Below are 24649 nucleotides of genomic sequence, written 5' to 3'. Positions count from 1 at the left end.
GTTAGTACCGGTATTTCTTATCCAGAATTCGGCAGGTTGTATAAGCCCCGGCGGCGCAGAGCAGCGCGGGGGCAAAATAGCCGTGATCCATATGGGTAAACTCCATCACCAGCGCCACGGCGGTGATTGGCATCTGCATCGAAGCGGCTAAAAACGCCGCGCCACCGACCAGCGCAAAGCTGCCCACGTCCCCGCCAGGGAAGACAAACTGCCAGACCACCGCCAGCAGCAGGCTTAGCAAAGCGCCCACCGTTAAGCCCGGCGTCAGCAGCCCACCCTCAGCGCCGCCTCGCAGGACGGCGAGGATCACCAGCATTTTCAGCGCCAGCAAAATCGCCGCGAAGTTAAAGCTCAGGCCGTTGCTGATGGCAAGCTGCATCGGGCCTTTGCCGTTGCCTGGCAACTGCGGGAACCACAGGCTAAGCACGGCCAGCAGCGCAAAGGCCAGCAGGCAAAATACCGGCATCTGCCAGTTAGTTTTTACCAGCGTTCTCACGCTTGTTGTCGCCTTGCGGAACAGCCAGGCTGCATAACCCAGCAGCGGGCTGGCAACAATGGCCCAGGCGATAAACGCGTGGGGAAGCGCAAAAGAAGCGAAGTGATACTGCGACTCATCCCCCAGCCCCAGCGTGGCGACCCAGGCCGCTACTGCCGAAGTGATAACCGCCGCCAGCGCTTTCTCCCAGCTGAACGAGATCAGCAGCACTTCCAGCGTGAACAGCGCTCCGGCAAGGGGCACGTTATACACCGCAGCCAGGCCCGCGCCTGCGCCGCAGGCAATCAGCGTCCGGGTTTCATCCGGCTGCAGGCTGAACTTCCGGGCAAGGAGCCCGGCCGCCAGCGCGCCCATTTCCCGAGGGGCCACTTCACGCCCGAGAGGGGAACCCAGCGCAACGGTAATGATTTGCAGCAAAGCATGAACAGTGGTGGTGCCCGTAGGCATAGGCACGGCAGGATTTGACACGGCGGCAGCGATAGACACTCTTTTCTTGCCGTAACGCGCGAGCAGCCACCAGCCAAACCCGGCGACGGCCCCGCCGCCAAGAATCGCCGCGACCCGGCGTAAATGCGTGGCGTCCGTCACGCCCTCAAGGAACGTCTCGCTCCCAACCAGTTGGTCAATGCTGTAGCCAAAAGCCAGGTGCTGAATGGCGTGTAAAATCAGCGCGAGAAGCATCCCCGCGATGCCGGCAAGAATGCCGGTAAGTACGACCGCAATCAGGCGCACAAGGTAGTGTTTAGCGTCAGCCTGGTCAGCTTGCTGGGTCATATTGGGATCCTTAACGCGGGAAAATTCGATGATAAGGGAGAAGAATTAAACAGTTAGTATAAATGTAGCATTCATCCGGCCCGAATCTCTCTCACCTTTCCCCACGCAGATTGCCCTTGTTTAACTCGCTTTCTGGCATGCCGCAAGCAGCATGCCTGCCACAGCGGCAGCGCCCAGCAGCCGGAAAGCCGTTGCCCACTGTGTTATATCGGGAGCCTGCCCGAGCACGACGGAAAGCACCGCCAGCATCATTGCCCCGGCCATATACTGGCTGGTGGCCATCAGGGCGCTGGCGCGTCCCTGTTGATCAAGCGGGGTGGATGACAGCCCCACGGCGAACATCGCCGGGAAGATGAGCCCGTGGCCAAGCCCGCTTAACGCGATACCACTGATAAATACTGCAGACAGCGGGGACGCCACCCCGACGGACAGCAGCCCCAGCCCCAGTGCCGAACAGGCAAACCCGACGGCCAAAACCGTGGCGCTGGCGTAACGGGCCGTCAGGCGGGTAAAAAGCGTATTGCCCGCGACGATTAATAGCGCGAGCGGCGTGAACATCAGCCCGGTGGTAACGGCATCCTGCTGCAGCGTCTGCTGCCAGAATAGCGTCATGGCATAAAACTGGCTTCCCACGCTTGCCATATAACAGGCGCTGCTGAGCCAGCCCGTTTGCAGGCCCGGCAGAGCGCGAAGCGAGCGGGCCAGTAAAGGCTGAGGGGCGTAGCGCTCGTGCAGAATAAACAGGATCCCCATGGCAACGGCGAAGCGGTTGGCAACATAGTCAAGCTGCCCGGTTTCGCCATAGCGCATCAGCGCCCAGACCAGTGCCCCGGCGGCGAAGCACCCGACCAGCGACCCGATGCCCGTCTGCTGTTTTTCGCCCTGCGTGCTGAGCGGGAGATAATCCCGGCGAACCAGCCACAGCGCAAGCAGCCCCGGCGGAATGTTAATAAAGAAAATGGTTCGCCAGTCCAGCGCGGCCAGGATCCCGCCCAGTATCACGCCCGCAACCAGGCCCAGCGCGCCGATGGCGCTCCATATCGCCAGCGCCCGTCGGTGCGCCTCGCCGTGAAACCGCTGCGCCATCAGCGCCAGTACCGCAGGCTGCAACAACGCTGCCGCCATCCCTTGTCCGCAGCGGGCAATGAGCAGCAGCGTGCCGCCCTGTGCCAGCCCACCAACCGCTGACGAGAGTAAAAACAGCGCCATGCCGAAGCTGAACATCCGGCGTGCCCCCAGCCGGTCGCAGAGGCTGCCGCTCGCCAGCAAGAGGGCGGCAAACGTCAGGCCATACAGGGAAACCACCCACTGCATCTCGCTGAGAGAAAGATTCAGGCTCTGCGCCAGCGTGGGGAGCGCGACGTAGACAATTGCATAGTCCAGCGCAATCAGCGCCTGTGCAATGCCGGGCGCGGATAAAGCGCGCCAGGACCCGGCGGCGGGTATCGCATAAGTTTGTGTCATCGACGTTTCCTGCTATTTTCTCTTTGATGAATCATTTTCATCATTTGATGAGCGTGAATAACAGGCTACGCCTTTGTTTATGGTGCAATCAAAATCATATAATTCAGCCAAGGATGAGTTAAATTCACTCATGAAAAGTCGTCGACTCCCGCCACTCACGGCCATTCGGGCCTTTGATGCCGTGGCACGCCACGCCAGCTTTAAAGCGGCAGCGGAAGAAATTGGCGTGACGCCCACCGCCATCAGCCACCAAATTCGCCTGCTGGAAGATTCGCTGGAGCAGCGATTATTCACTCGCTCTGCTCGGGGCGTGGCGCTGACTGCGGCGGGGGAGATTCTGTTTCGCGCCTCCGGAAACATGTTCACCATGCTGCGCGAGGCCGTTGAGTCCATAGCTACAATATCTCAGCCCGGCACGCTCACGCTCAGCACTACTTCGAACTTCCTGACTAACTGGCTGGTGCCGCGTTTACCGTCTTTACATCAGCAGCATCCCTCGCTGGAGCTGCGCTTTCACAGCGGCGTAGCGCTGGCCGATCTCCACGGAAAAATGGCGGACTGTGCGGTGCGTTACAGCATGCAGGCCGACGAATCTCTCGACAGCACGCTGCTGCATAGCGACAGCTTTGTGCTGGTGGCAAGCCCGCAGCTAAAGCTCAGGAGCGTGAAGGATCTCGCGGGGATGACGCTGTTTCATATTGATAACCGGCATGTGCCCAGCCCTGAACCCAGCTGGCAGCACTGGAAATCCGTCTTTGGGCCTGAAGATTTGGATGTGCAGAGCGGCATTCATTTTGACGACGAAACCCATGCGATTCAGGCGGCGATAGCCGGGCAGGGGATCTTGCTGGCAAGCGAGCTATTGATTCGCCGGGCGTTGCAGCAGGGCTTGCTGCATATTGCGCTGCCGGGCGCGCTGCCTGGGGCGAACTATTATTTTGTGACCAGCCACGAAAAGGCCCGGAGAGAAGATGTGCGGCAGGTTAGGGCGTGGTTGCAGCAGGTGTTTGAGGCAGGTGGCTTATGATTGCCCCTCACCCTGACCCTCTCCCCAAAGGGGAGAGGGGATTGGATCGAGTTTGGTTTCTCCCCTTTCCCCGGAGCGTACAGGAGGGATGAGGGGGACTGGATCGAGCAGAGATTTTCCGTCGGTTTTCCCCCTCTTCCTTCCAGGGAGAGGGCCGGGGTGAGGTTCTTGTTATTCCCCGGATTCCCACCGTTTCAACAGCAGGCTTGCATTCACGCCGCCAAAACCAAACCCGTTCGACAGCGCATAGCGCAGCGTCTTCGGCCGGGCGGTAAGCGCCACCAGATCCAGCCCGGCCGCCTCTTCATCGGGGTGATGCAGATTCAGCGTCGGCGGCACAACCTGGTCACGCAATGCCTGAATAGTAAATATAGCCTCGATGCCGCCCGCCGCGCCCAGCAGGTGGCCGGTGGCGGATTTCGTTGACGTCACAGCCACCGGATGCGTGCCGAAAAGCGCTTTAATCGCCGCCAGCTCGCCTTTGTCGCCGACCTGCGTCGAGGTTGCGTGCGCGTTGATATGGTCAACATCCGCGGCTGCAATGCCGGCCTGGCGAAGGGCCGCCTCCATTGCTCGCCTTGCGCCGTTGCCGTCTTCCGGCCCGGCGGTCAAATGCCAGGCATCCGCGCTGGTGCCGTACCCGACCAGCTCAGCCAGCGGCGTTGCGCCACGAGCCATGGTGTGTTCCAGGGATTCAATCACGATAAGCCCGGCGCCTTCGCCCATCACAAAACCGTCCCGGTCACGGTCGAACGGGTGTGAGGCGGCTTCGGGATTGTCGTTGGAGGCGGTAGACAGCGCTCGTGCGGCAGCAAATCCGGCCAGGCTGACGCGGTGAATGGCCGCTTCAGCGCCGCCGCAAAGCGCAATATCAGCCTCGCCGCTGCGGATCAAGCGGGCGGCATCGCCAATGGCCTGGGCTCCGGCGGCACAGGCGGTCACCGGGGCACCAATCGGCCCACGAAAGCCGTGCGCAATGGACACATGCCCGGCGGCAAGGTTGGCGAGGAAAGAGGGGATGGTAAACGGCGACAGGCGACGTGGTCCGCGCTCGTCCGTGGTGCGCACGGCGTTGGCTATTTCGCTGAAGCCGCCGATCCCGGTGGCAATCACCGTTGCGGTACGATCTTTCTCTTCCTGCGAAGCTGGAGACCAGCCCGCCTGGGCGAGCGCTTCATGGGCGGCAACCAGTGCAAACTCGATGAACCGATCCATCTTTTTACGTTCTTTGGCGGGGATCGTCGCCAGCGGATCATAGCCGTGCTCAGGATCCTGTTCTACGGACGGCACCTGACCGGCCACTTTGCAGGGGATATCTGCCACGATGTTTTCATCCAGCGCCGAGATGCCGGATTTTCCCGCCAGCAGCGACCGCCAGACATGCTGCACGCCACAGCCCAGCGGGCTGACGATACCCATGCCCGTGACCACAATCCTTTTCGCTGAAACGCCCATCATTATTCTCCTGAAATATCAGTTTGGCTGCGGCTTTTTCATTAACGGAACCAGCATCGCAGCAATCAAAAAACCTATCATGATCAGGTAAAAAGCATCCGAAAATGCCTGAGTTCGTGCCTCGCGCAGTGCCAGAGAGGACAAGTTTTTTAGCGCCCCGCTGGTGGCGGCATCCGGGGACAGACCCTGCGCGGCCAGGCCGGCGGCGCTGCGCTGGACAAAATCCGTCATCGCGAGGTTAGCGGTATTGAGATGGTCGGCCAGGCGGCTGTAGTGCAGGTTGGTTCTGTCATTCAACACCGTGCCGCACAGCGCAATGCCGATAGCGCCGCCGAGGTTACGCATCAAGTTGAACAGCCCGGAGGCAAGCTTAAGCCGCGCGGGCGGCAGGCTGCCCAGCGTTAACGTTACCGTAGGCGCGACGGCGAACTGCTGCGCAAGGCCGCGAAACGCCTGCGGCAGCAGCAGTTGGTCCGCGCCCCAGTCGTGGGTGATCGGCACGAAGCTGTACATCGAAATGGCAAAGCCGATCAGCCCGGCCATCAGCAGCCAGCGGAGATCCACGCGGTTTGCCAGCCAGGCATAAAAGGGAATCGACATCACCTGGAACAGGCCAGTGGAAAACACCGCCAGGCCGATTTCCAGCGCGCTAAAGCCGCGTACGCTGCCGAGATACAGCGGCGTTAAATAGATCGTGGCGAAAATGCCCACCCCGGCCATAAACGAGAAATAGCAGCCGAGGCTAAAGGTTCTGTCCTTGAGCGCCCGCAGGTCCATCACCGGCTGGGCGTGGCGCAGCGTTCGAATAATAAAGGCGATGCCGCACAGCAGCGCTATCCAGCCGGTTGTGGCGATGGTGTTGTCATCAAACCAACCCCAGCGCGGGCCTTCTTCCAGCGTATATTCCAGGCAGCCTAGCGAGGCCGCCAGCAGCAAAATACTGAAATAGTCCGCGCCGCGCAGCAGCGAGAAATCAGGACGATCCACCTTCACCAGCAGCGGCACGGCGACGGCGATATAAATCCCCGGGATGACGTTAATAAAGAACAGCCAGTGCCAGTTAAAGTTCTCGGTGATCCAGCCGCCGACGGTGGGGCCAAGCGTCGGAGCCAGCGAAGCCAGGCCGCCGATGGTCGCGGCGGCAATAACACGCTGTTTGCCCTGAAAGAAAGCGAAGGCGGTGGTAAACACCAGCGGGATCATCGAGCCGCCCGCCAGCCCTTGCAGGGCACGGAAGGCAATCATGCTTTGAATATTCCACGCCCAGCCGCAGAGCAGGCTCATCAGGGTGAAGCCTGCCGCCGAGGCGGCAAACAGCCAGCGGGTGGACATCACCCGCGCCAGCCACCCGGACAGCGGAATAATAATGATCTCGGCGATCAGGTAGCTGGTTTGCACCCAGACAGTTTCATCATCCCCAGCCGAAAGGCCGCCGCCGATATCCCGCAGCGACGCGGAGACGATTTGGATATCAATCAGCGCAATAAACATCCCGACGCACATGCTGGCAAAAGCGAAGATCTTTTTTGCCATTGGCATAGAGATGCCCTGCGGCATCGGTGCGGCCTGGGCGGTGCTCATCGCGTGCTCTTTTGATCGACGGTAACGATGACCGACAGCCCCGGACGAAGCACATCCAGTTTTGCGCCGTCACCTTCCAGCGCTATCCGCACCGGAACCCGCTGAACGATTTTGGTGAAGTTCCCCGTGGCGTTTTCCGCCGGAAGAATGCTGAACCGGGAGCCGGTCGCCGGAGAGACGCTGGCAACGTGGCCCTTAAAGGTGTGGTTCGGCAGCACGTCGGCCACCACGGTCACCGGTAAACCGGCTCGCATGTGCGCCAGCTGGTTTTCCTTGAAGTTGGCATCGACCCAAAGCCCCTGGGAAGGCACCAGCGAGAGTAGCTGCGTGCCGCTGGTCACGAAGGAGCCGGTCCACGCGCGGCGGTTACCGATCACGCCGTCGAACGGGGCGCGAATTTCGGTATAGCTGAGATTCAGCTTCGCCATCGCCAGGTTAGCCTGCGCCTGTTCCAGCGCGGCCTGGGTTTGTTTTTCACGGGCATCAAGCACCGCGAGCTGGCGCTGGGCGACGGCTTTGTCGGCCAGGGCTTTGCTTTGTTCCGCTCGCGCCCGGCGATAATCCGCCGAGGCGTTGTCGCGTATTTGGGCTGAAATGGCGCTCGAGGCTTCCAGGGCGTTATAGCGGCGGTTGTCGTTGGCCGTTTTGTCCGTTGCCGCCGCCGCTGCCGCTAAAGAAGCGGTGGAACCTTCAATCGTCGCCTGCTGTAGCTGGCGCGTGGCGGCGATATCCGCCAGCGCAGCCTGCTGGGCGGCAACTTCCCCAAGGGCTTTCGCCAGCGCGGCCTGGTAATCACGATCGTCAATGCGGATCAGCAGGTCGCCTTTTTTCACCGCCGTGTTGTCCTGCACCGCAATTTGCTGAATGTAGCCGGAGACTTTGGTTGAAATGGCGCTGATATCCCCGCCGATGTAGGCGTCGTCAGTCGACTGAATCAAACGCCCGCTGTGCCACCACCATGTACCATAGCCTGCGGCCGCCAACACCGCGGCACCAAGTACGGTCAGCGTGATCAATTTTTTCTTATGGGCGGCGTTCATTACTGGGGTTCTCTGTACGGTTCTGGCTGGAATTTAAGCCCGGCGTCGCCGGCGTGTTTACGCTGCAGGTAGTCGTGGCGGTATTTCATCATCGGTGAGGCCGCTGGACCCGGCACCATGGCGTATTTTCCCGGCTCAATCAGCTCGCCGGTTTCTTTATCGGTAAGAACGGGCTCTACCGGGCGCTGGGTTTCGCGCTCAACCAGCTGCATCTGACGCCCTTCGGGCGCGAAGTGGCGGTTGCCCCATTCCGCCAGTGCCAGAATCACCATGCGGAAATCACGCCCGCTTTGGGTGAGGTGATATTCGTAGCGCGGCGGCGAGCTGCTGTAGCAAACCTTCTCCAGTAAGCCATCATCAACCAGCTCTTTCAGGCGGCGCGAAAGAATATTGGGCGCCACGTTGCTGCTCTTCTGAAATTCATCGAAGCGGGTAAAACCGGCCAGGGCATCCCGCAGGATCATGATGCTCCAGCTGTCGCCGATACGGCCAAGACTGCGGGCAATGGGGCAGGGAGCGCTGCACAGAGGTTCGTTTTTCATGGTTCGATCCGGGGGCGGGGTTATCGTCTGGTGACAAATTGGCATAGTGACTTTCAAAATGCAAGTTACTAAATACAGCGCTGATGAAAGTGACTTGATCGTAACGTCACGGATATATTCAGAAAGGCGTCGTTCTTAAACGAAAAGTGCGGATTTAAAATCTTTTCAGTTGACTTATGTCGGCGTTAAATTCTGATTTATTTTATGGGATGGCTTTTCCATAAATCCAGGTAATAAATAATATACCCGCCCAAGTCTCGCACAGGATTACCTATGCTTAAGAATGCCAGCGTTCGAAGCGTTATTGTCTATTTTTTGGCAATATCCTTTTTAGTTATAGATTTCTTAGCATTTGCTTTATCAGCTAGCGTGCTTGTTTTAGCCATGCTTAATATTGCCTGGGTTGTCTTACTCTTCTCCCTGTGGACGTATATGACGATATATCTTGTACGGCCCATTAATAACGTTAAGCGGAGCATTGACGAAATTAATTCGGGGAATTTATCGGTGCATATCCCTGAGTTTGGTAATAATTGTGCCGGACGATTGATTCCGGGCATAAATACGCTTTCCGCCGAAATTACTACCCTGGTAATGGATATTCGCAAGTCGTCCCAGTCGGCCAAAGCGCTTTCTGAAAGCCTGGCGCACCAGAGCGCCACGCTGTCGGTGAAAACCGAGCAGCAGTCGGCGATGCTGATTCAGACGGCATCGAGCATGGAACAGATTTCCGCCGGGACAAAAAACAATGCCGACAGCACCCGTGAGCTGAGCGATATCACCAGCGGCGCGCACCGTTCGGCCAACCACGGCAGTGACCTGATGCAGAAGCTGACCAGCAACATGACCTCAATCACCGACTGCGCCAACAAGATGACGGAAATTATTACCATCATCGACAGCATTGCCTTCCAGACCAATATCCTAGCGCTGAACGCTGCGGTGGAAGCCGCCCGCGCCGGGGAACACGGCAAAGGCTTTGCGGTGGTGGCCGGTGAAGTCAGAAATCTGGCGCATAAAAGCTCGGAATCGGCCAAGAACATTAAGTCGTTAATTGATATCACCAACCAAAACGTTCTGCAGGGCGCAAGCCTGGTCTCCGAAGCGGAAAAAAACATGAAGGATATTGTTTCGGGTTCAGAAAATATCGACGCGCTGATGGGGCATATTTTTATCTCCACCAACGAACAGGAAAAAGGTATTCAGCAAATTACCACGGCGCTCTCCGAACTGGAGAAAGTCACCCAGGGGAACGTAGCGGTGGTGGAAGAGCTGGCCGGATCTTCAGAAGTGCTGAATAAACAAGTGTTCGAGCTGGAAAAAAGAACCAGCAGCCTGCATTTGGGGGCAAGAGATGAGGCAAGCGTAATATTATCGCCCCAGCTGGCACCGCGCCGGGCGTTAAAAAGAGAAGAGGAACACTGGCAGGCGTTTTAATCTTTAACTTTAGAGCAAATAATAAAAGGCTCCGACGCATGAATATGCCGGGGCCTTTTATTTTTCAATGACTTTTTCATTGTGATGCAGATCACATTAAAGCATTGTTTCGGGCCAAAATGCTGCTTTATCGACCGTTCCCCCCTGGTTTTTGCCTGCAGAAATAACCGTGACCTCCGATATCGGTTAACAACGTGGTTACAAAACACGCCATTCCCTCGCGCCAGGCGCCGGGGGCACTCCGGGATGTGGTTTTCTAAGGAACGAGAATGAAACTAAGTAATTTGCGTGTAGGCGTCAGGCTAAGCGGCGGTTTTTTTCTGCTGTTGTTTTTAATGATTCTGATGGGGATCGGCGCCAGCCTGTTCAGCCGGAACAATGTTCACGCCGTCGATGAGATGATTAACCAGCATTTGCTGAAGGAAAGGCTGGTCGAGGAATGGCTGGCGCAGGTCGACAAGAGCAGCGGGAACGCTATCGCGGCAATGGGAACTGAAAATGCGATGCTGCGTAAGAAACTGCTCGCCAGCATTGCGCAGAATTCGGCGGTCACCACCCGAGTCCAGTCCCAGCTCACATCTTTGATTGCGTTGGAAACCGGCAAACACCTGCTGGCGAATCTTGTCCCCGTGCGTGAAAAGTATTTGCAGGTTCGTTCCGAAGGGTTGGCCCGGGCTGAGCGGAGCGAACATGAGGGCATGGATAGCTATATCTCGGAACGTTTTATTCCGATAAGCGAAGAATATCGGCAGGGGCTGCGGGCTCTGCTGGATTTCCAAAAACAGCTTATCGATAACACGCATGCCAGCATTCAGAAAAACTCCCGTAATAATGAGCTGCTCATGTTGCTGCTAGTGGCGCTGGGTGTGGCGCTGGGAGCGGCAACGGCCTGGTACATAACCCGCAGTATTACGCATCCGCTGCTGCAGGCCGTTAACGTTGCCGGCAGAGTGGCGCAGGGCGATCTCACCGCCAAAGTGCATGTGCATGCGAAGGACGAGCTGGGGCAGCTCATGCATTCATTGCAGGAAATGATTACTTCGCTTGGGAGTACGGTTAGGAACGTCAGCAGCGGGGCGGAAAGTATTGCCCTGGCAGCGGATGAAATTGATGCCGGGAACCAGGATCTCGCCTCACGAACAGAGGAACAGGCGGCGAGCGTCGAACAAACTGCCGCGACCTTAGAGCAGCTAACGTCGACGATCAAGAGCACCGCCAGTCATACCCATCGGGTGAATACGCTGTTTAATGAGTCCGGAGAAATGGTCAAGGCCAACAGCGAACGTATGCACGTGGTGGCCGATGCCATGGGCGAAATCCATGCTGATGCAGGCCGGATGACCGATATCATTGCGGCCATTGAAGGAATTGCTTTCCAGACAAATATCCTGGCATTAAATGCCGCCGTTGAGGCTGCCAGAGCCGGTGAACAGGGGCGCGGTTTTGCCGTGGTAGCCGGGGAAGTGAGAACGCTGGCGCAGAGAAGTTCGGCCTCCGCGAAAGAGATTCGTGACATCATTAGCGCGTCCGTGAACAAAATCACCGATGGCCGTAAGCTGGTCACGGAAGCGGATGAGGGCATGCAGGAAATCGTTGAAAACGTTGCCCGCGTGCGGCAGCTGGTGGATGAAATTGCCCGCGCGAGTCATGAGCAAAGCGACGGCATCGCGCAAATTAATGCTGCGATGGGGCAGATCGATACCACCACTCAGCAAAACGCCTCCCTGGTTGAGCAGTCCTCCGCGGCCAGCGGTTCCCTGAAGGAACAATCCGGCTTGTTGCTCAACAGTATTCGTGTCTTCACCCTACATCAGGCGTAGTTCTTCAGAGGCAGGTATCCTGCCTCCTTTTTTCGCTATTTCAACTGCTCGTAAATCAGCAGCAGCGCAATGATTACCATGAGGACACCCGAAAGCATACTCACCCTGCGAGCGGCCTGAGGGCGGGTGCTTAAGAGGGCTCTTGAACCGTAACCAATCAAGAGATAAATCAGGGTACAGGTCACCAGGTGCATCGCACCCAGAGCGGACATCTGCTGCGCCACTGACCACTTCCCCTGGGGATCGGTAAACTGCGGTAAAAGGGCCAGAAAAAGCAGAAACACTTTCGGATTCAGGCCGCTGATACACATCCCTTTGATGGCCCACTGTTGCCAGTTGCCGTTGTTCTGAGCGGCGGCGTTCAGCCCGGGAGGGCTGCGCAAAATAGTGAGGCCAAGCCAGAGCAAATAGAGCGCACCCAGCAGCGTGAGGACGGATAAAGCGAGTGGATGTCCGGCGAGCAGAACCCCCACGCCGGCAACAACAATGATTGTCGCGATAGCATGGCCCGACATCAGTCCGGCCACGGCGGGAATAATTCTGCGGCCATTGATTCCGGCGCTGATGGTGTAAGCCCAGTCAGCTCCTGGGGTGATGATTAGCAGGAACGAAACCAGCCAGAATCCTGCGGCAAGGCTCATCGCCATGATGGTATTTCTCTCTTGGATAACGGGAAAGAAAGAATACGGTTAATCCCCGGCAATGGGCTTTCAATGTTATGCTCAAAACTCTTGTTAAAAGAGAGAATATTCCAAATGGATAGCGTAGACAGAAAAATTCTTGCTGAACTCCAGGCCGATGGGCGTCTGTCCATTACCGACCTGGCCGAGCGGGTTAACCTCAGCCTCTCGCCGTGCCATCGTCGGCTCAGAGCGCTGGAGCAAGAGGGGGTCATTACGGGCTATCGGGCTAACCTTGACCCGGGCAAGATGGGCTTTAATTTTGTGGCTCTGGTCTTTGCGACGCTCAAAGAAGGGGACAGAAAGGCCGTCAGCGCGTTTGAAGAAGCTGTGGAAGATATCCCGCAAATTGTGCTGGCGCAGAGACTGTTTGGCGACCCGGACTATCTGATGCAGGTCGTAACCCGGGACCTGCCTTCGTTCCAGGCGCTGTATGACAGAAAACTATCGGCCATGCCCGGTGTGCAGCATCTCCGCTCGACGCTGGTGATGAAAACCGTGGTACAGGACAGGCCCTTTCCGCTGGAGAAGTTAAAATAGGCCTGCATGTTACGATGTGATTTTTCCGCCATCGCTCTCTGGCTGCTTTATGGGCTTATTGGCCGTATTTCACTTTTGCCGCGGGTGCTGAACAACACCAGCGGCACGGCAACGGCGTACACCACAATCACCGACAGCCAGATAGCGCCTGGCCACGAATCCTGCACCACAAAGTAGAAGCTTGAGAAGCCCAGCGGGGCAATGATAGACGCGAGGCTGACCGCCGAGGCCAGAATGCCCTGCAACTGGCCCTGGCTGGCTTCATCTACCCTCCGGGTGGCTAGCGCCTGCAGGGCCGGGGCGCCAACGCCGCCAAGCCCGAACAGCGGCATAATCACAAACACCTGCCAGCCTGCTTGCACAAAGGCCAGCATCGTCAGCGCAATACACGAGCTACAAATGCCAAACAGCACCGCGCCGCGCTCCCCCAGCCAGCGGGTTATCGGGCCGGGAAGCAGCGCCTGCGTCAGCGTCTGGCAGATGCCATAAGCGCCGAGAGAAAGCCCAATCCACAGCCCGTTCCAGCCGAAAGTATCGGTCCCCCAAAGCGCCCAGCAGGTGCCGTACACTTCGCCGGTTGCGCTCAGAATGAAAAAGACCATCGCAATCGGGATTAGCCCTTTCAGGGTGAAAATGCGGCGCAGAGGCTGCAGGGGATTGAGTACGGCAAAGCTGAACCGTTGGCGGGCGGGTTCGCGGGATTCCGGCAGCATAAACAGCGCCATCAGCAGGTTAACGGTGTTTAGCACGGCAGCCGCAATAAACGGCAGCCGCACCCAGGCATCGCCCAACAGGCCGCCAAGCACCGGGCCGATGATAAACCCGGCCCCAAACATGGCGTTAAACAGCCCGAAGCGACGGGCGCGTTTATCCGCCGGAGTGACGTCGGTGATGTAAGCCATCGCCACCGAGACGTTCGCGCTGGTCAACCCGGCGATAGCGCGGCCCAGCAGCAGCATCCACAGGTGCGGAGCGAAGGCCATGATCAAATAATTCACGGCGGCCCCGATAAGGGATACGAGCAGCACGGGGCGGCGACCATAGTTGTCGCTCAGTGCCCCCAGCAGCGGGGCGAAAACAAACTGCATCAGGGCATACAGCGCGGTCATGATGCCGATCCAGTGGGCGATATCCGGGGTGTGTGTCACCTCTTCCAGCAGGCGCGGCAGAATCGGAAAGATCAGGCCGATGCCGACGGCATCCAGGCAAATAGTGGAGAAAATGACAACCAGGGCTTTGTTCATGTTTACCTGTACTAAGTACTAATATATACTCAGTACATAATTATCCATTCCGCAGGATCCTGTCAATGTCCGTCGATCGCCGAACCCTGAACCGACTCGCCACCCGCCAGAAAATTTCTAATGTTGCCACCCGGCTGTTTCTGGAAAAGGGCTTTGAACAGGTGACGATTGACGAAATCGCCACGGCGGCAGAGGTGGGGAGAATGACGGTGTTCAACCACTTCCCGCGCAAAGAGGAGATGTTCTTCGACCGCGAAGAAGAGGGGTTGCAGATGCTGCGCCGTGCGCTGAGTCAGCGGGATAAAAACACGGGGCCGCTGGAAGCGCTGCGTCGCTTTGCTCACCATCTGGTGGAGCAGAATAGCCCGGTGGTGGCTTTCTCCGTGGCGGGGCAGGGGTTTGTCTCGACGATTGAGCACAGCCCGGCACTGAAAGCGAGAGCCAGAGAGATTCGGGATGAATTTGCCCAGGCGCTGGCGCATGAGCTGGCCGCCGGGGCCGGCCTTGAAAAAAGCGACCCGCACACTCAACTGGCGGCGGGCCTGGTGCTGGCCACGTGGAGCGCGGCGCTGATTCAGGCTCATCGAACTTTTAGCCAGACGCTGAGCAATGCCGCCGCCGCCGCCGTGTTTCTTGACCTGATCGACAGGGGAACCGTGGGCGTTATCGCGGCAATGAACGGGACAGTTTACGGCGAAAAAATAACGGTATCAGGGCATTGTCGGCTGAGCTGAATTTCAGTAGATTTATCGTTTTCGGAGTTAGAAAAATGTCCGTCGCCGATGCGCTTCTTGCTTTCACGCTAGCTGCCACGCTGCTCACGCTTACCCCTGGTCTCGATACCGCCCTTATCCTGAGAACTGCCGCCGCCGAAGGGGGCAAAAAAGCTTTTCATGCCGCGCTTGGCATCGACGTAGGCTGTTTTGTATGGGGGGCGCTGGTTGCCTTTGGACTTGGCGCTCTGTTGGCAGTTTCTGAATTTGCCTATACCTTGCTCAAGTGGTGCGGTGCCGCGTATTTATGCTGGCTGGGTATTCAGCTGCTTTTGCGTCCTCGCCAGAGTTTTAGCCTTGCCTCCGCTGACTCAACCCGAGCCAGCAACTGGTTTTTGCGCGGTATGCTCGGCAACGTGCTTAACCCGAAAATGGGCGTGTTCTACGTCTCTTTCCTGCCGCAGTTTATCCCCTCCGGCCATTCGCCGATCCTCTGGACTTTCCTGCTGGTTTCTATTCATGCGGTGCTTGGTACGCTGTGGTCCCTGACGCTGATTCTTGCCACGCGCTACGCTTCCGGCGTGCTAAGAAAGCCTGGCGTTGTGAAGTGGATGGATCGCGTCACCGGCTGTGTGTTCCTGCTCTTTGCCGCGAAGCTGGCCATCAGCCGACGTTAAGTCTGTTTCGCCGTCAGCATGCCCGGCGTCTGGCCGGTCATGCTGCGGTAAAAGTAGATAAAGGCGCTGTCGCTGGAAAAACCCAGCTCCGAGGCAACAACGGTAACCCGCGCGTGGCTGGCCAGCATTTCCACCGCCTTCATTAAACGCCACTGCTGCCGCCATGGCTGGTAGGAGAGGCCGGTTTCCCGGAGGAAAATACGGCCAATGGTGCGCTCGCTTGCGCCGGCTACGCTGGCCAGTTCGTTGAGCGGCGGCGGCAGCGTGTCGCCCGTCAGGTGGCGCAGCCGCTTATCCTGAGGGAAGCGCAGCGTCATCGGGACTTCTTGTGCGGCATTCAGTTCCGCTACGCACAGGGCGGCCATGTGCATCGGGGCGCCTTGTTCCCAGTCCGTTTCCCAGGCGCTGGCCGAAATCCTCTCCAGCAGTTCGTTGAGCAACGGCGTCACGTTGAGCACCAGCGCGGTGGCGGGCAGCGTGGGGTAACGTTTCATATCAAACCAGATTGAGCGGTAGGCCACGCTACTTTTCATTTCTGCCCGATGGCTGACGCCGCCGGGGAGCCAGGCGACTTTACCCGGCGGCAGCAAAGAGAGTACCTGGCCTTCATCCAGCGTGAGCTTCACGCAGCCTTCCCGGGTAAACAGCAACTGCCCCATCCGGTGTCGATGTAGCCCGGAATCATGATCCCCAAGTTCAGCCTGCACGCCAATCACGCCGTTATGCAGCGCGTCAGGGTTAAATTCTGCATCCGCACTTAGCCAGCTCATAATGTCTGATTTCCGATATTAAATGTCATAATGTTTATAATGATTCATCTGACGTTCTCCTACAATAGCGCCTCTTTTTGAGGAGGACGTATTGTGAAAACACATCGCGGTATGGCGCTCTTAACGGCGCTACTGATGTTTCCGCAGATTGTGGAAACCTTTTATAGCCCGGCACTGACCGATATTGCCGGGTATTTCGCGGTCAGCGCGCAGGATGCAGCCTGGACGCTGTCCATTTATTTCCCGGGCTTTGCCCTCGGCGTTCTGGTCTGGGGACGGGTATGCGATCTGGCCGGCCGTAAGCCAGCCCTGTTGCTGGGCCTGGCATGCTACGCAGTAGGGTCGATCCTTGCGCTGCTGGCGCACGATTTCAGACTGCTGCTCGCGGCACGCGTTATCGCGGCCTTTGGTGCGGCGTCCGGGTCGGTTGTCACCCAGACGATACTCCGGGACCGCTTTAGCGGGCAGACGCTGGCAAAGATCTTCGCTTTTATGGGCATTGCTCTGGCGGTAAGCCCGGCGATAGGCCTGTGGGCGGGCGGGATGCTTGTTTCCTGGGGCGGTTTCCGGGGAGTGTTTGATGCTCTTGTGGCGCTTGCCCTGCTGCTCTTTATCTGTAGCGCCTGGCGGCTGGAAGAAACTCGCTCTGCGCAGCATCAGAGTCAGTCCATCGCCAGCGTCGCGGTGCGAATGCTGAAAGATATGCAGATCTGGCGTGCTACAGCGCTGGTCGCGCTGTTTAACGTGAGCCTGTTCGGCTATTACGGCCTGGCGCCGTTTATGTTTGAGCGGTTTGGCATGGAGCCCGGTACATTTGGATTGAGCGGTGTCCTGCTGGCGCTTGGCTCTTTGGCTGGCGCGCAGCTTAACCATCAACTCATCCAGCGCGGCGCGAGTTCAGCCACGCTCTTACGCCTCGCCTGTATCTGCGGCCTGATCGGGGGCCTGGGCGTTGGCCTGCTGTCGGCCAGCCCGTGGTTCCTGGCACCGATGTTTATGGTGATGCTGGCCTTTTCGATGGCAATTCCGGTGGTGCTTGGCACTGCGCTCAGCGCCTACTCAGATTGCCGGGGGACGGCAGGCGCACTTTTCGGCCTGGTCTATTACGTGCTGATTGGCGCCGGGCTTTTCGTTGCCGGCTGGGGACAACGGCTGGATATGACGCTGATCGTATGTGCCGTGGGCATTACGCTTATCGGTTGGAAACATTTACGGAGATAATACTCTGCGCCCTCTCCTCGTGGAGAGGGCCGCATCGCTAAGGCAACAGTTACAGCAGTCCACCCAGATTCACATACTTGGTTTCCAGGTACTCTTCTAGTCCACAGTCGGAGCCTTCGCGGCCGAGGCCGGACTCCTTCACGCCGCCGAAAGGCGCGACTTCCGTGGAGATAATCCCTTCATTAACGCCGACCATGCCGCTTTCCAGTTGCTGTGTCACCCGGAAGGCGCGGGCGAGATCGCGGGTATAAAGATAGGCGGCAAGGCCAAACGGCGTGCCATTAGCGCGTTCAATCGCCTCCAGTTCATCTCTGAAGCGGAAGCAGGCCGCCAGCGGGCCAAAGGTTTCCTCGCGGGCCAGCAGCATGGCTTCGGTAGCGTCGGCCAGCACGGTAGGCTGGTAGAACGATGCGCCGAGGGCGTGACGCTCGCCGCCGCACAGCAGGCGCGCGCCGTGCTCAAGGGCGTCCTTCACGTGGGCTTCCACTTTCTCAACCGCTTTCTGGTGAATCAGCGGCCCCTGCTGTGCACCCGGTGTCAGGCCAGGGGCAACTTTCAGCGCCCGCGCGGCGGCAGCGAGTTTCTCAACAAACTGCTCATACACGCCGGCCTGGATGTAGAAACGGTTAACGCACACGCAGGTTTGCCCGCTGTTGCGGAATTTGGCCGCCATCGCACCCTCTACGGCGGCGTCAATGTCCGCATCGTCAAAGACGATAAACGGTGCGTTACCGCCCAGCTCCAGCGACAGTTTTTTCACGGTATCCGCCGCCTGGCGCATCAGCAGCTTGCCGGTTGGCGTCGAGCCGGTGAAGGAGATTTTACGCACCGTCGGGCTTGCCATCAGCGTGCTGCCGATTGCCACGGTATCACCGGTGACGGCGTTAATTACGCCAGCCGGGACGCCTGCCTGTTCGGCGAGCACGATAAGCGCGAAGGCCGAAAGCGGTGTTTCGTTTGCCGGTTTAATCACGGCGGTGCAGCCCGCAGCCAGTGCAGGGCCGAGTTTGCGGGTTAGCATCGCCAGCGGGAAGTTCCATGGGGTAATAGCCGCGACCACGCCAACGGGCTCCTTGAAGGTGAGGATTTGGTTACCCGCTTTTGTAGAAGGAATGGTTTTGCCGTTGGCACGTTTGGCTTCCTCGGCAAACCATTCTATAAAGCTGGCGGCGTAGGCCACTTCGCCTTTGGCTTCTGCCAGTACTTTGCCCTGTTCGGTGACCATCAGTTCCGCCAGTTCGGCCTGATGCTCCATGATCAGCGCGAACCAGCGCTGGAGGATCTGCGAGCGGGCTTTGGCGGTTAATGCTCGCCAGGCGGGCAGGGCGGCGTGTGCGGCAGCGATGGCTGCCTCGGTTTCTTTTGCTCCGGCGTTGGCTACCTGAGCCACTATTTCATCGGTTGCCGGGTTTAATACGGCATAGAGCTCGTTGGCGTCCCGCCATTCACCGTTGCAGTACCAGCCGGTACGAACCAGTGCGTCAAAGCTGCTCATGCGATGTTCCTTGTGGTTACGTTGTCTATAAACAGGCCGCGAGCGGCGCGGCTCTCACGCGCAATACGTTTGCCTGCGGTGTAGTCGTTGATGACGTCGCACGGCGTGTAGTTACGCTCCAGTTCGTAACGCTCATCTTCATCCAGCGGTGTGCCGAGTGCGGCAACTGCGCTGTCAATTTGCTGTACAGAATCTGCGCCAACCAGCATGCAGTCCACTCCCGGATGGTTCAGGACCCACGCCTGAGCAATTTGTGCCGGAGGCAGGCCGCGCAGCTGAGCTACATGGCTGACGGACTGCGCAACGTTTCGGGAAGTGATGTCCGCGTACATCTCCTGGGTGAAGAAGTCGGTCTGGTTGCGCACGGAGGTAAAGTCACAGCTCAGCAGGCCGCGGGCGAGCGGGCTAAAGACTGACACGCCAAGCCCCTGGTCGCGGCAGAAAGGGATCATTTCCCGCTCTTCTTCGCGGTAGGCGCAGTTCAGCTGCAGCTGCATATTGATGGGTTTCGCGTAGCCATAGCGCTCGCAGCACCAAAGGATTTTCGCCAGTTGCCAGGTGTACATGGTGGAAACGCCGACGTAGCGCGCTTTGCCACTGCGCACGATGTCGTTCATCGCCGCCCAGGTCTCTTCGACAGGCGTATTCACGTCGAAGTAGTGCAGCATGTAGATATCGACGTAGTCGGTGCCGAGGCGCTTCAGGCTGCCGTCGATGCTTTCCATGATGTGTTTGCGTGAATGGCCCTGGTTGTTAAAGCCGGTGCCGATGGGGTAGCCGACTTTGGTGGTGAGGACCAGGTCATCGCGGCGGGCAATGCGTTTTAACACGTTGCCGACCACTTCCTCCCCCGCGCCGCTGGAGTAGAAGTCCGCGAGGTCGATAAAGTTAATGCCGGATTCCAGCGCGTGACGGATCAGCGGCTCGCTTTGCGACTCGTCAAAAATCCAAGGTTTCCACTGTTTGCTGCCCATGTTCATGGTGCCGAGGCACAGGCGAGAGACTTTCAGGCCGCTGTGGCCCAGATTGACGTATTCCATTTCGCCTCCTCAGGCTTTTGGGGTGTAGAAAGGGTTACCGAGCTGCGGCAGGGCGTCGGCAATCTGGCTGCGCTGCGGCAGTTTGCCCATGGCCGCGCGGATGGCCTGGCGGCAGGCGCGGTAGTTGTTGTGGTACACCTCGTCGATATCGTTGCAGCCGGGATTGACCCAGTTGGCGGTGACGATGCACCAGTTGTCTTCCGCTTCCGGCGGCAGCGTGCCGTCCAGAAGTGCTTCGGTGACCGCTTTGGCGATGGCGGCCTGAGAGGCTCCCCAGGTGGCATTGCCGTGCAGCTCGCCGCTGATTTCCGCTTTGTTGACGTACAGCGTCATCGGTTTGGCCGGAACGTTAGGTTTGATCACCACCATAAACGGGCAATGACCCTGGCTTGGCGAAGCGAGGCTGCTGGAAAACGCCTGGCCAACCACGCCGCTGCGTGGGCCAATCATGATGTTGATGTGCGAGGCGTTAACGCCGTTACCTTCAAACCCTTCTCCGATATACATTTCCACGAGACTTCTCCTGTTAAGCGTGAGCGTTATTTAGCCGGTTCAGCGGCGGCATTGCCGTGACGCTGGGCCGGATCGTGAGCGGCATCGACCAGGGTTAACCCTTTGGTTTCGGGCGCCCAGGCGAGAGAGACAACGGCACCGATGACGAGGATCAGCGCCAGCATGCCGGTGGTGGCCTGCATGCCGTAATTCAGAATGGCCAGCGGCAGTAAGCCGGTGCCGATGGCGGAGCCGAGGCGGCTCATGGAGGTGGCAAAGCCGACGCCCATCGAGCGTACTTCCGTCGGGAAACTTTCAGCCGGGAAGACGCCCACCAGATTGCTGACCGCCGACATCACCAGCGTGAAGGCGGCAAAGAACAGAATTAACCAGCCGGACTGGCTGACCGGAATGATGCTGAGCATCACCAAGCAGGCGGCGAGGAAGACGAACGAGCCGATCAGGAAGCCACGGCGCGAGCAGACCACCGTCAGCAGGATCCCGAGCAGCGCGCCGACGATCAACAGGGCGTTCAGCAGCAGGTCGGTGGTGAAGCTATTGTTCAGCCCCATCACCTGCAGAATCGACGGCAGGAAGGTGTAGATGGCGAAATACGGGATCACCAGGCAGACAAAAAACAGACTGTTGAAGGCGGTGCGGCGGCGGTATTTCGGCCCGAACAGCGACATAAAGCGCTGTTTTGAGGCGACGGGGGCTTCATCCACCAGCAGCACGTTAGGGCCGAAGTGTTTATGGACAATCGCCATCGCTTCTTCTCGTCGCCCTTTGCCCATCAGCCAGCGCGGGGATTCCGGCGTGCCGATGCGCATCAGCAGAATAATCAGCGCGGGCAGGGCGGAAGAAGAGAGCAGCCAGCGCCAGGCGTCCGGCCCTAGCGCCGTCAGGAAGTGCCCGGCAAAGCCTGCGGCCACGTAGCCAAAGGTCCAGATCACGCTGAATGAGCCGAGCAGGACGCCGCGATGTTTTCGGGGGGAAAACTCGGCCAGCATAGTGTGGCCGACGGAGAAGTCGCCGCCGAGGCCGATGCCGACCATTACCCGCAAGAAGAACAACTGTTCTGGCGTGGTGGCGAAAAACTGCAGCGCCGAAGCGAGGGTTATCACCACGAAGCTGAAGCAGAAGATCTTCTGGCGGCCAACGTAATCGGAGATCCAGCCCAACACCAGGCTGCCGAGAAACAGGCCGATCAGCGCCGAACTGCCGAGCATCCCTTCCCAGAAGGGCGTTAACCCCATTTGAGGTTTGATTTGGGCCAGCGCGAAGCCGATGACGCCGAGCACGTAGCCGTCGGTAAAGTGTGCGCCGAAGGTCAGGCCGGCGATTTTGATATGGAAACGGTTTAACGGCACGTCATCCATACGGGTGTACTGTTGTGTCAGGTGGGACATGATGCCTCCTCCCCCGAGGTGGTTTTGTAGGGTGTTTGTATTTTTTATGTTTCAAGTACGTTAACAATGTGGCAGTAAAGCGCCTCAGCAGGCGAGTGCGTTTTAGTCATACCCCCAGGCAAAAAACGCATGTGATCCTCCTCCTGTTTTGCAGAAATAGCTGCGGCGGGGGATGGTGTTTCAGGGCAGGTTAGAAACATATTATTAACATGACTGGCGCTCGCCCGCGGATAATGACAACAATGAGAAAACTCCCGTCACTCAGTATGTTAAGGGTCTTTGAAGAGACTTGCCGGACGCTTAGCTTTAGCAAAGCGGCGCAGGCCTTGTGCATTACCCAGAGCGCGGCCAGTCGGCAAATCAAACAGCTCGAGGCGTTTCTCGGCAAGCTGCTGTTCGTGCGTACCCACAGCGGGCTGGAGTTGACCCAGGACGCTATGCTGCTGTTGCCGGTGGTACGCCAGTCGCTGGATATTCTTGAAGAGGGCGTGTGCCACGTTCAACTGCGCAATCCTCTCCAGCATCTTCGCCTGCAGGTTGCTCCGACCTTTGCCACCCGCTGGCTGGCACCGCGGCTGGTGGCGCTTCGCCAGCGCAACGGCCAGCTACAAATTGCCCTTATCAGTGAAACCCGGCAGAAATACAGCGATTTTGACTGCGCCATCCGCTTTGGCACCCGCCAGGAAAGTGAAGGACGGGGGCAGTTGCTGTGCCATGAAAAACTGCTGTTGGTGGCCAGCCCGCTGCTGATGATTGACGGCGTCTTTCCCCCGCTGGCCTCGCAGTCACAGCTGCATATTCTTAACGGCGACATCCGACTGGATAACTGGTCGCGCTGGCTTGCTGCGACGGGAGAAAATGACAGTCTGCTTTCCGGCGGGCTGGAGTTCAGCACCGAGGATCAGGTGATCAACGCCTGTGTGACCGGGGCAGGCTATGCGGTGCTCGACAGGATGATGATCCGCAACGAGCTGCGTGGCGGGTTATTGGTGCCGCTGGCGGAGCTGGAGCTTGAAAGCGGAAATGGTTACTGGCTGGAGATCCCCCAGGGCAAGCGGGAGCTGCCGCGAGTGGGCTATTTTAGCGACTGGGTTCAGACCGAGATCGCCCGTTTTTGGCACGAAGAAGAGGGGGAATCTTCCCGGGCAAAGCTGCTTCTTTCCCGTGAAGAACCGATAGCCCTTTCTCTCTAATGTGATCTCAATGAGAGTTAACATATATTTTTCATTCGATTAATTTCCACAACGTGCTGAGAGTATGCTTTGCCAAACTTAACGCAGTCTCTGATCTGACACACCATGAAAAGTGAGTTGGATCGCTTTTCTATTTCTGAAAAAAAACAAATCTCAATATTTGATGGTTGTTTTTAGGATTATTCTTGGGAATAATGGCGCAACACTTTGCTTCTCTTCAACCATGCTCGGTTCTATGAATACGTGGTGTTAAATATCATTGATTATTTTTTTTGTTATTTAGCTCTGTGCTCAATCCATTAGTTTCCTGTCGGTATAGTTTCGTCTGGCATCTATTATGAGTTGGTTAACATGTCCGCAATTGAATTAAAAAATGCTCCTGTGGAAGATATCCGTGCGTTTTCGGTGATAACTGAATCGAGTCAGGAAATTGATTTGATTCACCTGTTAAGTACCCTTTTCGCGGCAAAAAAAACGATAATTGCCATCACATTTGCTGCTGCATTAGCCGGGTTGGGCGTTAGCTTTTTGATGCCGCAGAAATGGTCAAGCAAGGCCGTTATTACGCCGCCAGAATCCTCTCAGCTAATCGAGTTGCACCGCACGATGGTTGAGCTGACGGTTCTGGATGCAGCGCCTAATGTCGACGCCGGGCATGTTTATCAAGCCTTCCTGAAAGACTTTGACTCGCAGGCGTTGCGTGAAGAGTATTTGGCCAATTCTGAGTATGTTAAAAAGCTTGTTAATGCCGTTAACTCGGACGATAGCGTAAAACTACACCGGGCTATTCAGGAAACGGCTGCAAAATTCAAATCGGTAAATACCGCAGATTCTAAACTGCCGGATGCCATCCCCTATACCTCATGGGCTTTAAGCTTCACTGGACCGAATCCAGAAGAGGCCAGGGATGTGCTGAGCGGTTATATTCACTTTATTGCGCAGCGAGTTAATCAGGATATTGTGCAAAATTTACGCTATAGCGTTGAATTAAAAAGCGCGGTAGAGAAAGATAAACTCGAGCTGGATAAGAGAAACCTCGAAAACCAGCATAAAGTGAATATTCAGCGTCTGGGCTACTCGCTTGAAGTTGCTAACGCGGCGGGAATTAAAAAGCCGGTATACAGCAATGGGCAAGCGGTAAAAGACGATCCTGATTACTCGGTTGCGCTGGGGGCTGATGGGCTGGCCGAAAAACTGAAAATTGAATCCGCGCTTAAAGATGTGGCGGAATTAAACGCCAGCGTTCAAAATCGGGAGTACTATTTAACTAAACTGGCGCAGGTCAAGGTTAACGACGTTGACTTCCAGCCCTTCCGCTATCATATGAATCCTTCTTTGCCGTTGAAAAAAGAAGGCCCGGGGAAATCCCTCATCGTCGTGCTGGCGGCTTTGCTTGGCCTGATTGGCGCCTGTGGCTACGTGCTAATGCGCAATGTCATGGCCGATAGGCAGAAAAAGCTGGAAATTGTTTAGCGCGCTGCATTCCTTTTAAAGCCTCCCTTCGGAGGCTTTTTTCTTACCGGAATAAGGGTTATAACC

22 protein-coding genes are annotated in these 24649 nt (G+C 57.5%); 9 read left to right on the top strand and 13 right to left on the bottom strand.

The window, feature by feature from the left end; all coding sequences use genetic code 11:
• Nucleotide 1 precedes the first annotated feature (1 nt).
• Together WFN87_RS20610 and WFN87_RS20605 are read right to left on the bottom strand one after the other, a co-directional pair.
• Nucleotides 2–1270, bottom strand: coding sequence for a chloride channel protein (locus tag WFN87_RS20610; RefSeq protein WP_336709250.1), 1269 nt, complete (start codon nt 1268–1270; stop codon nt 2–4).
• 120 nt (nt 1271–1390) lie between these two features.
• Nucleotides 1391–2734: an MFS transporter gene (locus tag WFN87_RS20605; protein ID WP_336983603.1), complete on the bottom strand. Its 1344-nt coding sequence runs from the start codon at nt 2732–2734 to the stop codon at nt 1391–1393.
• 130 nt (nt 2735–2864) lie between these two features.
• On the opposite strand from WFN87_RS20605, the gene WFN87_RS20600 reads away from it, so the two are divergent.
• Complete coding sequence (locus WFN87_RS20600) at nt 2865–3761, top strand: LysR substrate-binding domain-containing protein (RefSeq protein ID WP_336983604.1); 897 nt, start codon at nt 2865–2867, stop codon at nt 3759–3761.
• A 171-nt stretch (nt 3762–3932) separates the two neighbouring features.
• Here WFN87_RS20600 and fabF read toward each other — a convergent pair whose 3' ends face one another.
• From fabF to WFN87_RS20580, 4 genes are read right to left on the bottom strand one after another with little or no spacing between them, the layout of a single operon-like run.
• The gene (gene fabF / locus WFN87_RS20595; RefSeq protein WP_336983631.1) at nt 3933–5216 is read right to left on the bottom strand and encodes a beta-ketoacyl-ACP synthase II; all 1284 of its coding nucleotides are present in this window, start codon (nt 5214–5216) and stop codon (nt 3933–3935) included.
• 18 nt (nt 5217–5234) lie between these two features.
• A complete protein-coding gene (locus WFN87_RS20590) occupies nt 5235–6797 on the bottom strand; it encodes a DHA2 family efflux MFS transporter permease subunit (protein WP_336983605.1) in 1563 nt (520 codons plus the stop codon).
• Nucleotides 6794–7837 (bottom strand): HlyD family secretion protein, encoded by a 1044-nt coding sequence (locus WFN87_RS20585; protein WP_336983606.1) that lies wholly within the window; start codon nt 7835–7837, stop codon nt 6794–6796. The genes WFN87_RS20590 and WFN87_RS20585 overlap by 4 nt, the downstream gene beginning before the upstream one ends.
• Nucleotides 7837–8379 carry a winged helix-turn-helix transcriptional regulator gene (locus WFN87_RS20580; protein ID WP_336983607.1) on the bottom strand — a complete coding sequence of 181 codons (543 nt, stop codon included), beginning with the start codon at nt 8377–8379 and terminating at the stop codon, nt 7837–7839. The genes WFN87_RS20585 and WFN87_RS20580 overlap by 1 nt, the downstream gene beginning before the upstream one ends.
• A 273-nt stretch (nt 8380–8652) precedes the next feature.
• Here WFN87_RS20580 and WFN87_RS20575 point away from each other — a divergent pair, with 273 nt between their 5' ends.
• Nucleotides 8653–9816 (top strand): methyl-accepting chemotaxis protein, encoded by a 1164-nt coding sequence (locus WFN87_RS20575; protein WP_336983608.1) that lies wholly within the window; start codon nt 8653–8655, stop codon nt 9814–9816.
• A 269-nt stretch (nt 9817–10085) separates the two neighbouring features.
• Entirely contained in the window at nt 10086–11636 is a 1551-nt protein-coding gene (locus WFN87_RS20570; RefSeq protein ID WP_336983609.1) for a methyl-accepting chemotaxis protein, read from the top strand.
• 35 nt (nt 11637–11671) lie between these two features.
• Here WFN87_RS20570 and WFN87_RS20565 read toward each other — a convergent pair whose 3' ends face one another.
• Complete coding sequence (locus WFN87_RS20565) at nt 11672–12283, bottom strand: LysE family translocator (RefSeq protein ID WP_008458507.1); 612 nt, start codon at nt 12281–12283, stop codon at nt 11672–11674.
• A gap of 108 nt (nt 12284–12391) precedes the next feature.
• Between WFN87_RS20565 and WFN87_RS20560 the strand changes: the two genes are divergently transcribed.
• Nucleotides 12392–12856 carry an Lrp/AsnC family transcriptional regulator gene (locus WFN87_RS20560; RefSeq protein WP_008458505.1) on the top strand — a complete coding sequence of 155 codons (465 nt, stop codon included), beginning with the start codon at nt 12392–12394 and terminating at the stop codon, nt 12854–12856.
• Between the two features lie 47 nt (nt 12857–12903).
• On the opposite strand, the gene WFN87_RS20555 is transcribed toward WFN87_RS20560, so the two are convergent.
• Nucleotides 12904–14100, bottom strand: coding sequence for a TCR/Tet family MFS transporter (locus WFN87_RS20555; RefSeq protein WP_336983610.1), 1197 nt, complete (start codon nt 14098–14100; stop codon nt 12904–12906).
• Between the two features lie 65 nt (nt 14101–14165).
• On the opposite strand from WFN87_RS20555, the gene WFN87_RS20550 reads away from it, so the two are divergent.
• Complete coding sequence (locus tag WFN87_RS20550) at nt 14166–14834, top strand: TetR/AcrR family transcriptional regulator (RefSeq protein WP_336983611.1); 669 nt, start codon at nt 14166–14168, stop codon at nt 14832–14834.
• Nucleotides 14835–14869: 35 nt separating this feature from the next.
• Nucleotides 14870–15490 (top strand): LysE family translocator, encoded by a 621-nt coding sequence (locus tag WFN87_RS20545; RefSeq protein WP_336983612.1) that lies wholly within the window; start codon nt 14870–14872, stop codon nt 15488–15490.
• Here the strand turns inward: WFN87_RS20545 and WFN87_RS20540 are convergent.
• Entirely contained in the window at nt 15487–16260 is a 774-nt protein-coding gene (locus WFN87_RS20540; RefSeq protein ID WP_336983613.1) for an AraC family transcriptional regulator, read from the bottom strand. The two genes, WFN87_RS20545 and WFN87_RS20540, sit on opposite strands and share 4 nt — an antisense overlap.
• A gap of 93 nt (nt 16261–16353) precedes the next feature.
• On the opposite strand from WFN87_RS20540, the gene WFN87_RS20535 reads away from it, so the two are divergent.
• Nucleotides 16354–17481: a multidrug effflux MFS transporter gene (locus tag WFN87_RS20535; protein WP_442892784.1), complete on the top strand. Its 1128-nt coding sequence runs from the start codon at nt 16354–16356 to the stop codon at nt 17479–17481.
• Nucleotides 17482–17530: 49 nt separating this feature from the next.
• Here the strand turns inward: WFN87_RS20535 and WFN87_RS20530 are convergent, their stop codons facing one another.
• The 4 genes from WFN87_RS20530 to WFN87_RS20515 are packed head-to-tail and all read right to left on the bottom strand — an operon-like array spanning nt 17531 to nt 21917.
• Nucleotides 17531–18976, bottom strand: coding sequence for an NAD-dependent succinate-semialdehyde dehydrogenase (locus WFN87_RS20530; protein WP_336983614.1), 1446 nt, complete (start codon nt 18974–18976; stop codon nt 17531–17533).
• On the bottom strand, nt 18973–20016 hold the full coding sequence (locus WFN87_RS20525) for an aldo/keto reductase (protein ID WP_039287402.1): 1044 nt from the start codon (nt 20014–20016) through the stop codon (nt 18973–18975). The genes WFN87_RS20530 and WFN87_RS20525 overlap by 4 nt, the downstream gene beginning before the upstream one ends.
• A gap of 9 nt (nt 20017–20025) precedes the next feature.
• The gene (fae, locus tag WFN87_RS20520) at nt 20026–20529 is read right to left on the bottom strand and encodes a formaldehyde-activating enzyme (RefSeq protein WP_008458495.1); all 504 of its coding nucleotides are present in this window, start codon (nt 20527–20529) and stop codon (nt 20026–20028) included.
• A gap of 26 nt (nt 20530–20555) precedes the next feature.
• On the bottom strand, nt 20556–21917 hold the full coding sequence (locus WFN87_RS20515) for an MFS transporter (protein ID WP_336983615.1): 1362 nt from the start codon (nt 21915–21917) through the stop codon (nt 20556–20558).
• A gap of 242 nt (nt 21918–22159) precedes the next feature.
• Between WFN87_RS20515 and WFN87_RS20510 the strand changes: the two genes are divergently transcribed.
• Together WFN87_RS20510 and wzz(fepE) are read left to right on the top strand one after the other, a co-directional pair.
• Nucleotides 22160–23110 (top strand): LysR family transcriptional regulator, encoded by a 951-nt coding sequence (locus WFN87_RS20510; protein ID WP_336983616.1) that lies wholly within the window; start codon nt 22160–22162, stop codon nt 23108–23110.
• A 351-nt stretch (nt 23111–23461) separates the two neighbouring features.
• Nucleotides 23462–24583, top strand: a complete 1122-nt coding sequence (wzz(fepE), locus tag WFN87_RS20505; RefSeq protein WP_336983617.1) for an LPS O-antigen length regulator Wzz(fepE) — start codon at nt 23462–23464, stop codon at nt 24581–24583.
• Nucleotides 24584–24649: the final 66 nt, after the last annotated feature.

The sequence above is a fragment of the Cedecea sp. AS113 genome (assembly GCF_037152415.1).
In the GTDB taxonomy this organism is placed as follows: Bacteria; Pseudomonadota; Gammaproteobacteria; order Enterobacterales; family Enterobacteriaceae; genus Cedecea.
The sequence above is the reverse complement of the archived record's forward strand: the minus strand, read 5'-3'. Positions and strand labels throughout refer to the sequence as shown.

What these genes read in the sequence shown, in the direction of transcription:
- WFN87_RS20530 (WP_336983614.1), bottom strand. Translation starts at nt 18,976, where the DNA reads ATGAGCAGCTTTGACGCACTGGTTCGTACCGGCTGGTACTGCAACGGT.
- WFN87_RS20510 (WP_336983616.1), top strand. Translation starts at nt 22,160, where the DNA reads ATGAGAAAACTCCCGTCACTCAGTATGTTAAGGGTCTTTGAAGAGACT.
- fabF (WP_336983631.1), bottom strand. Translation starts at nt 5,216, where the DNA reads ATGGGCGTTTCAGCGAAAAGGATTGTGGTCACGGGCATGGGTATCGTC.
- WFN87_RS20540 (WP_336983613.1), bottom strand. Translation starts at nt 16,260, where the DNA reads ATGAGCTGGCTAAGTGCGGATGCAGAATTTAACCCTGACGCGCTGCAT.
- WFN87_RS20545 (WP_336983612.1), top strand. Translation starts at nt 14,870, where the DNA reads ATGTCCGTCGCCGATGCGCTTCTTGCTTTCACGCTAGCTGCCACGCTG.
- WFN87_RS20590 (WP_336983605.1), bottom strand. Translation starts at nt 6,797, where the DNA reads ATGAGCACCGCCCAGGCCGCACCGATGCCGCAGGGCATCTCTATGCCA.
- WFN87_RS20580 (WP_336983607.1), bottom strand. Translation starts at nt 8,379, where the DNA reads ATGAAAAACGAACCTCTGTGCAGCGCTCCCTGCCCCATTGCCCGCAGT.
- WFN87_RS20525 (WP_039287402.1), bottom strand. Translation starts at nt 20,016, where the DNA reads ATGGAATACGTCAATCTGGGCCACAGCGGCCTGAAAGTCTCTCGCCTG.
- WFN87_RS20605 (WP_336983603.1), bottom strand. Translation starts at nt 2,734, where the DNA reads ATGACACAAACTTATGCGATACCCGCCGCCGGGTCCTGGCGCGCTTTA.
- WFN87_RS20570 (WP_336983609.1), top strand. Translation starts at nt 10,086, where the DNA reads ATGAAACTAAGTAATTTGCGTGTAGGCGTCAGGCTAAGCGGCGGTTTT.
- WFN87_RS20610 (WP_336709250.1), bottom strand. Translation starts at nt 1,270, where the DNA reads ATGACCCAGCAAGCTGACCAGGCTGACGCTAAACACTACCTTGTGCGC.
- WFN87_RS20600 (WP_336983604.1), top strand. Translation starts at nt 2,865, where the DNA reads ATGAAAAGTCGTCGACTCCCGCCACTCACGGCCATTCGGGCCTTTGAT.
- WFN87_RS20515 (WP_336983615.1), bottom strand. Translation starts at nt 21,917, where the DNA reads ATGTCCCACCTGACACAACAGTACACCCGTATGGATGACGTGCCGTTA.
- WFN87_RS20585 (WP_336983606.1), bottom strand. Translation starts at nt 7,837, where the DNA reads ATGAACGCCGCCCATAAGAAAAAATTGATCACGCTGACCGTACTTGGT.
- WFN87_RS20550 (WP_336983611.1), top strand. Translation starts at nt 14,166, where the DNA reads ATGTCCGTCGATCGCCGAACCCTGAACCGACTCGCCACCCGCCAGAAA.
- WFN87_RS20575 (WP_336983608.1), top strand. Translation starts at nt 8,653, where the DNA reads ATGCTTAAGAATGCCAGCGTTCGAAGCGTTATTGTCTATTTTTTGGCA.
- WFN87_RS20560 (WP_008458505.1), top strand. Translation starts at nt 12,392, where the DNA reads ATGGATAGCGTAGACAGAAAAATTCTTGCTGAACTCCAGGCCGATGGG.
- WFN87_RS20555 (WP_336983610.1), bottom strand. Translation starts at nt 14,100, where the DNA reads ATGAACAAAGCCCTGGTTGTCATTTTCTCCACTATTTGCCTGGATGCC.
- WFN87_RS20565 (WP_008458507.1), bottom strand. Translation starts at nt 12,283, where the DNA reads ATGGCGATGAGCCTTGCCGCAGGATTCTGGCTGGTTTCGTTCCTGCTA.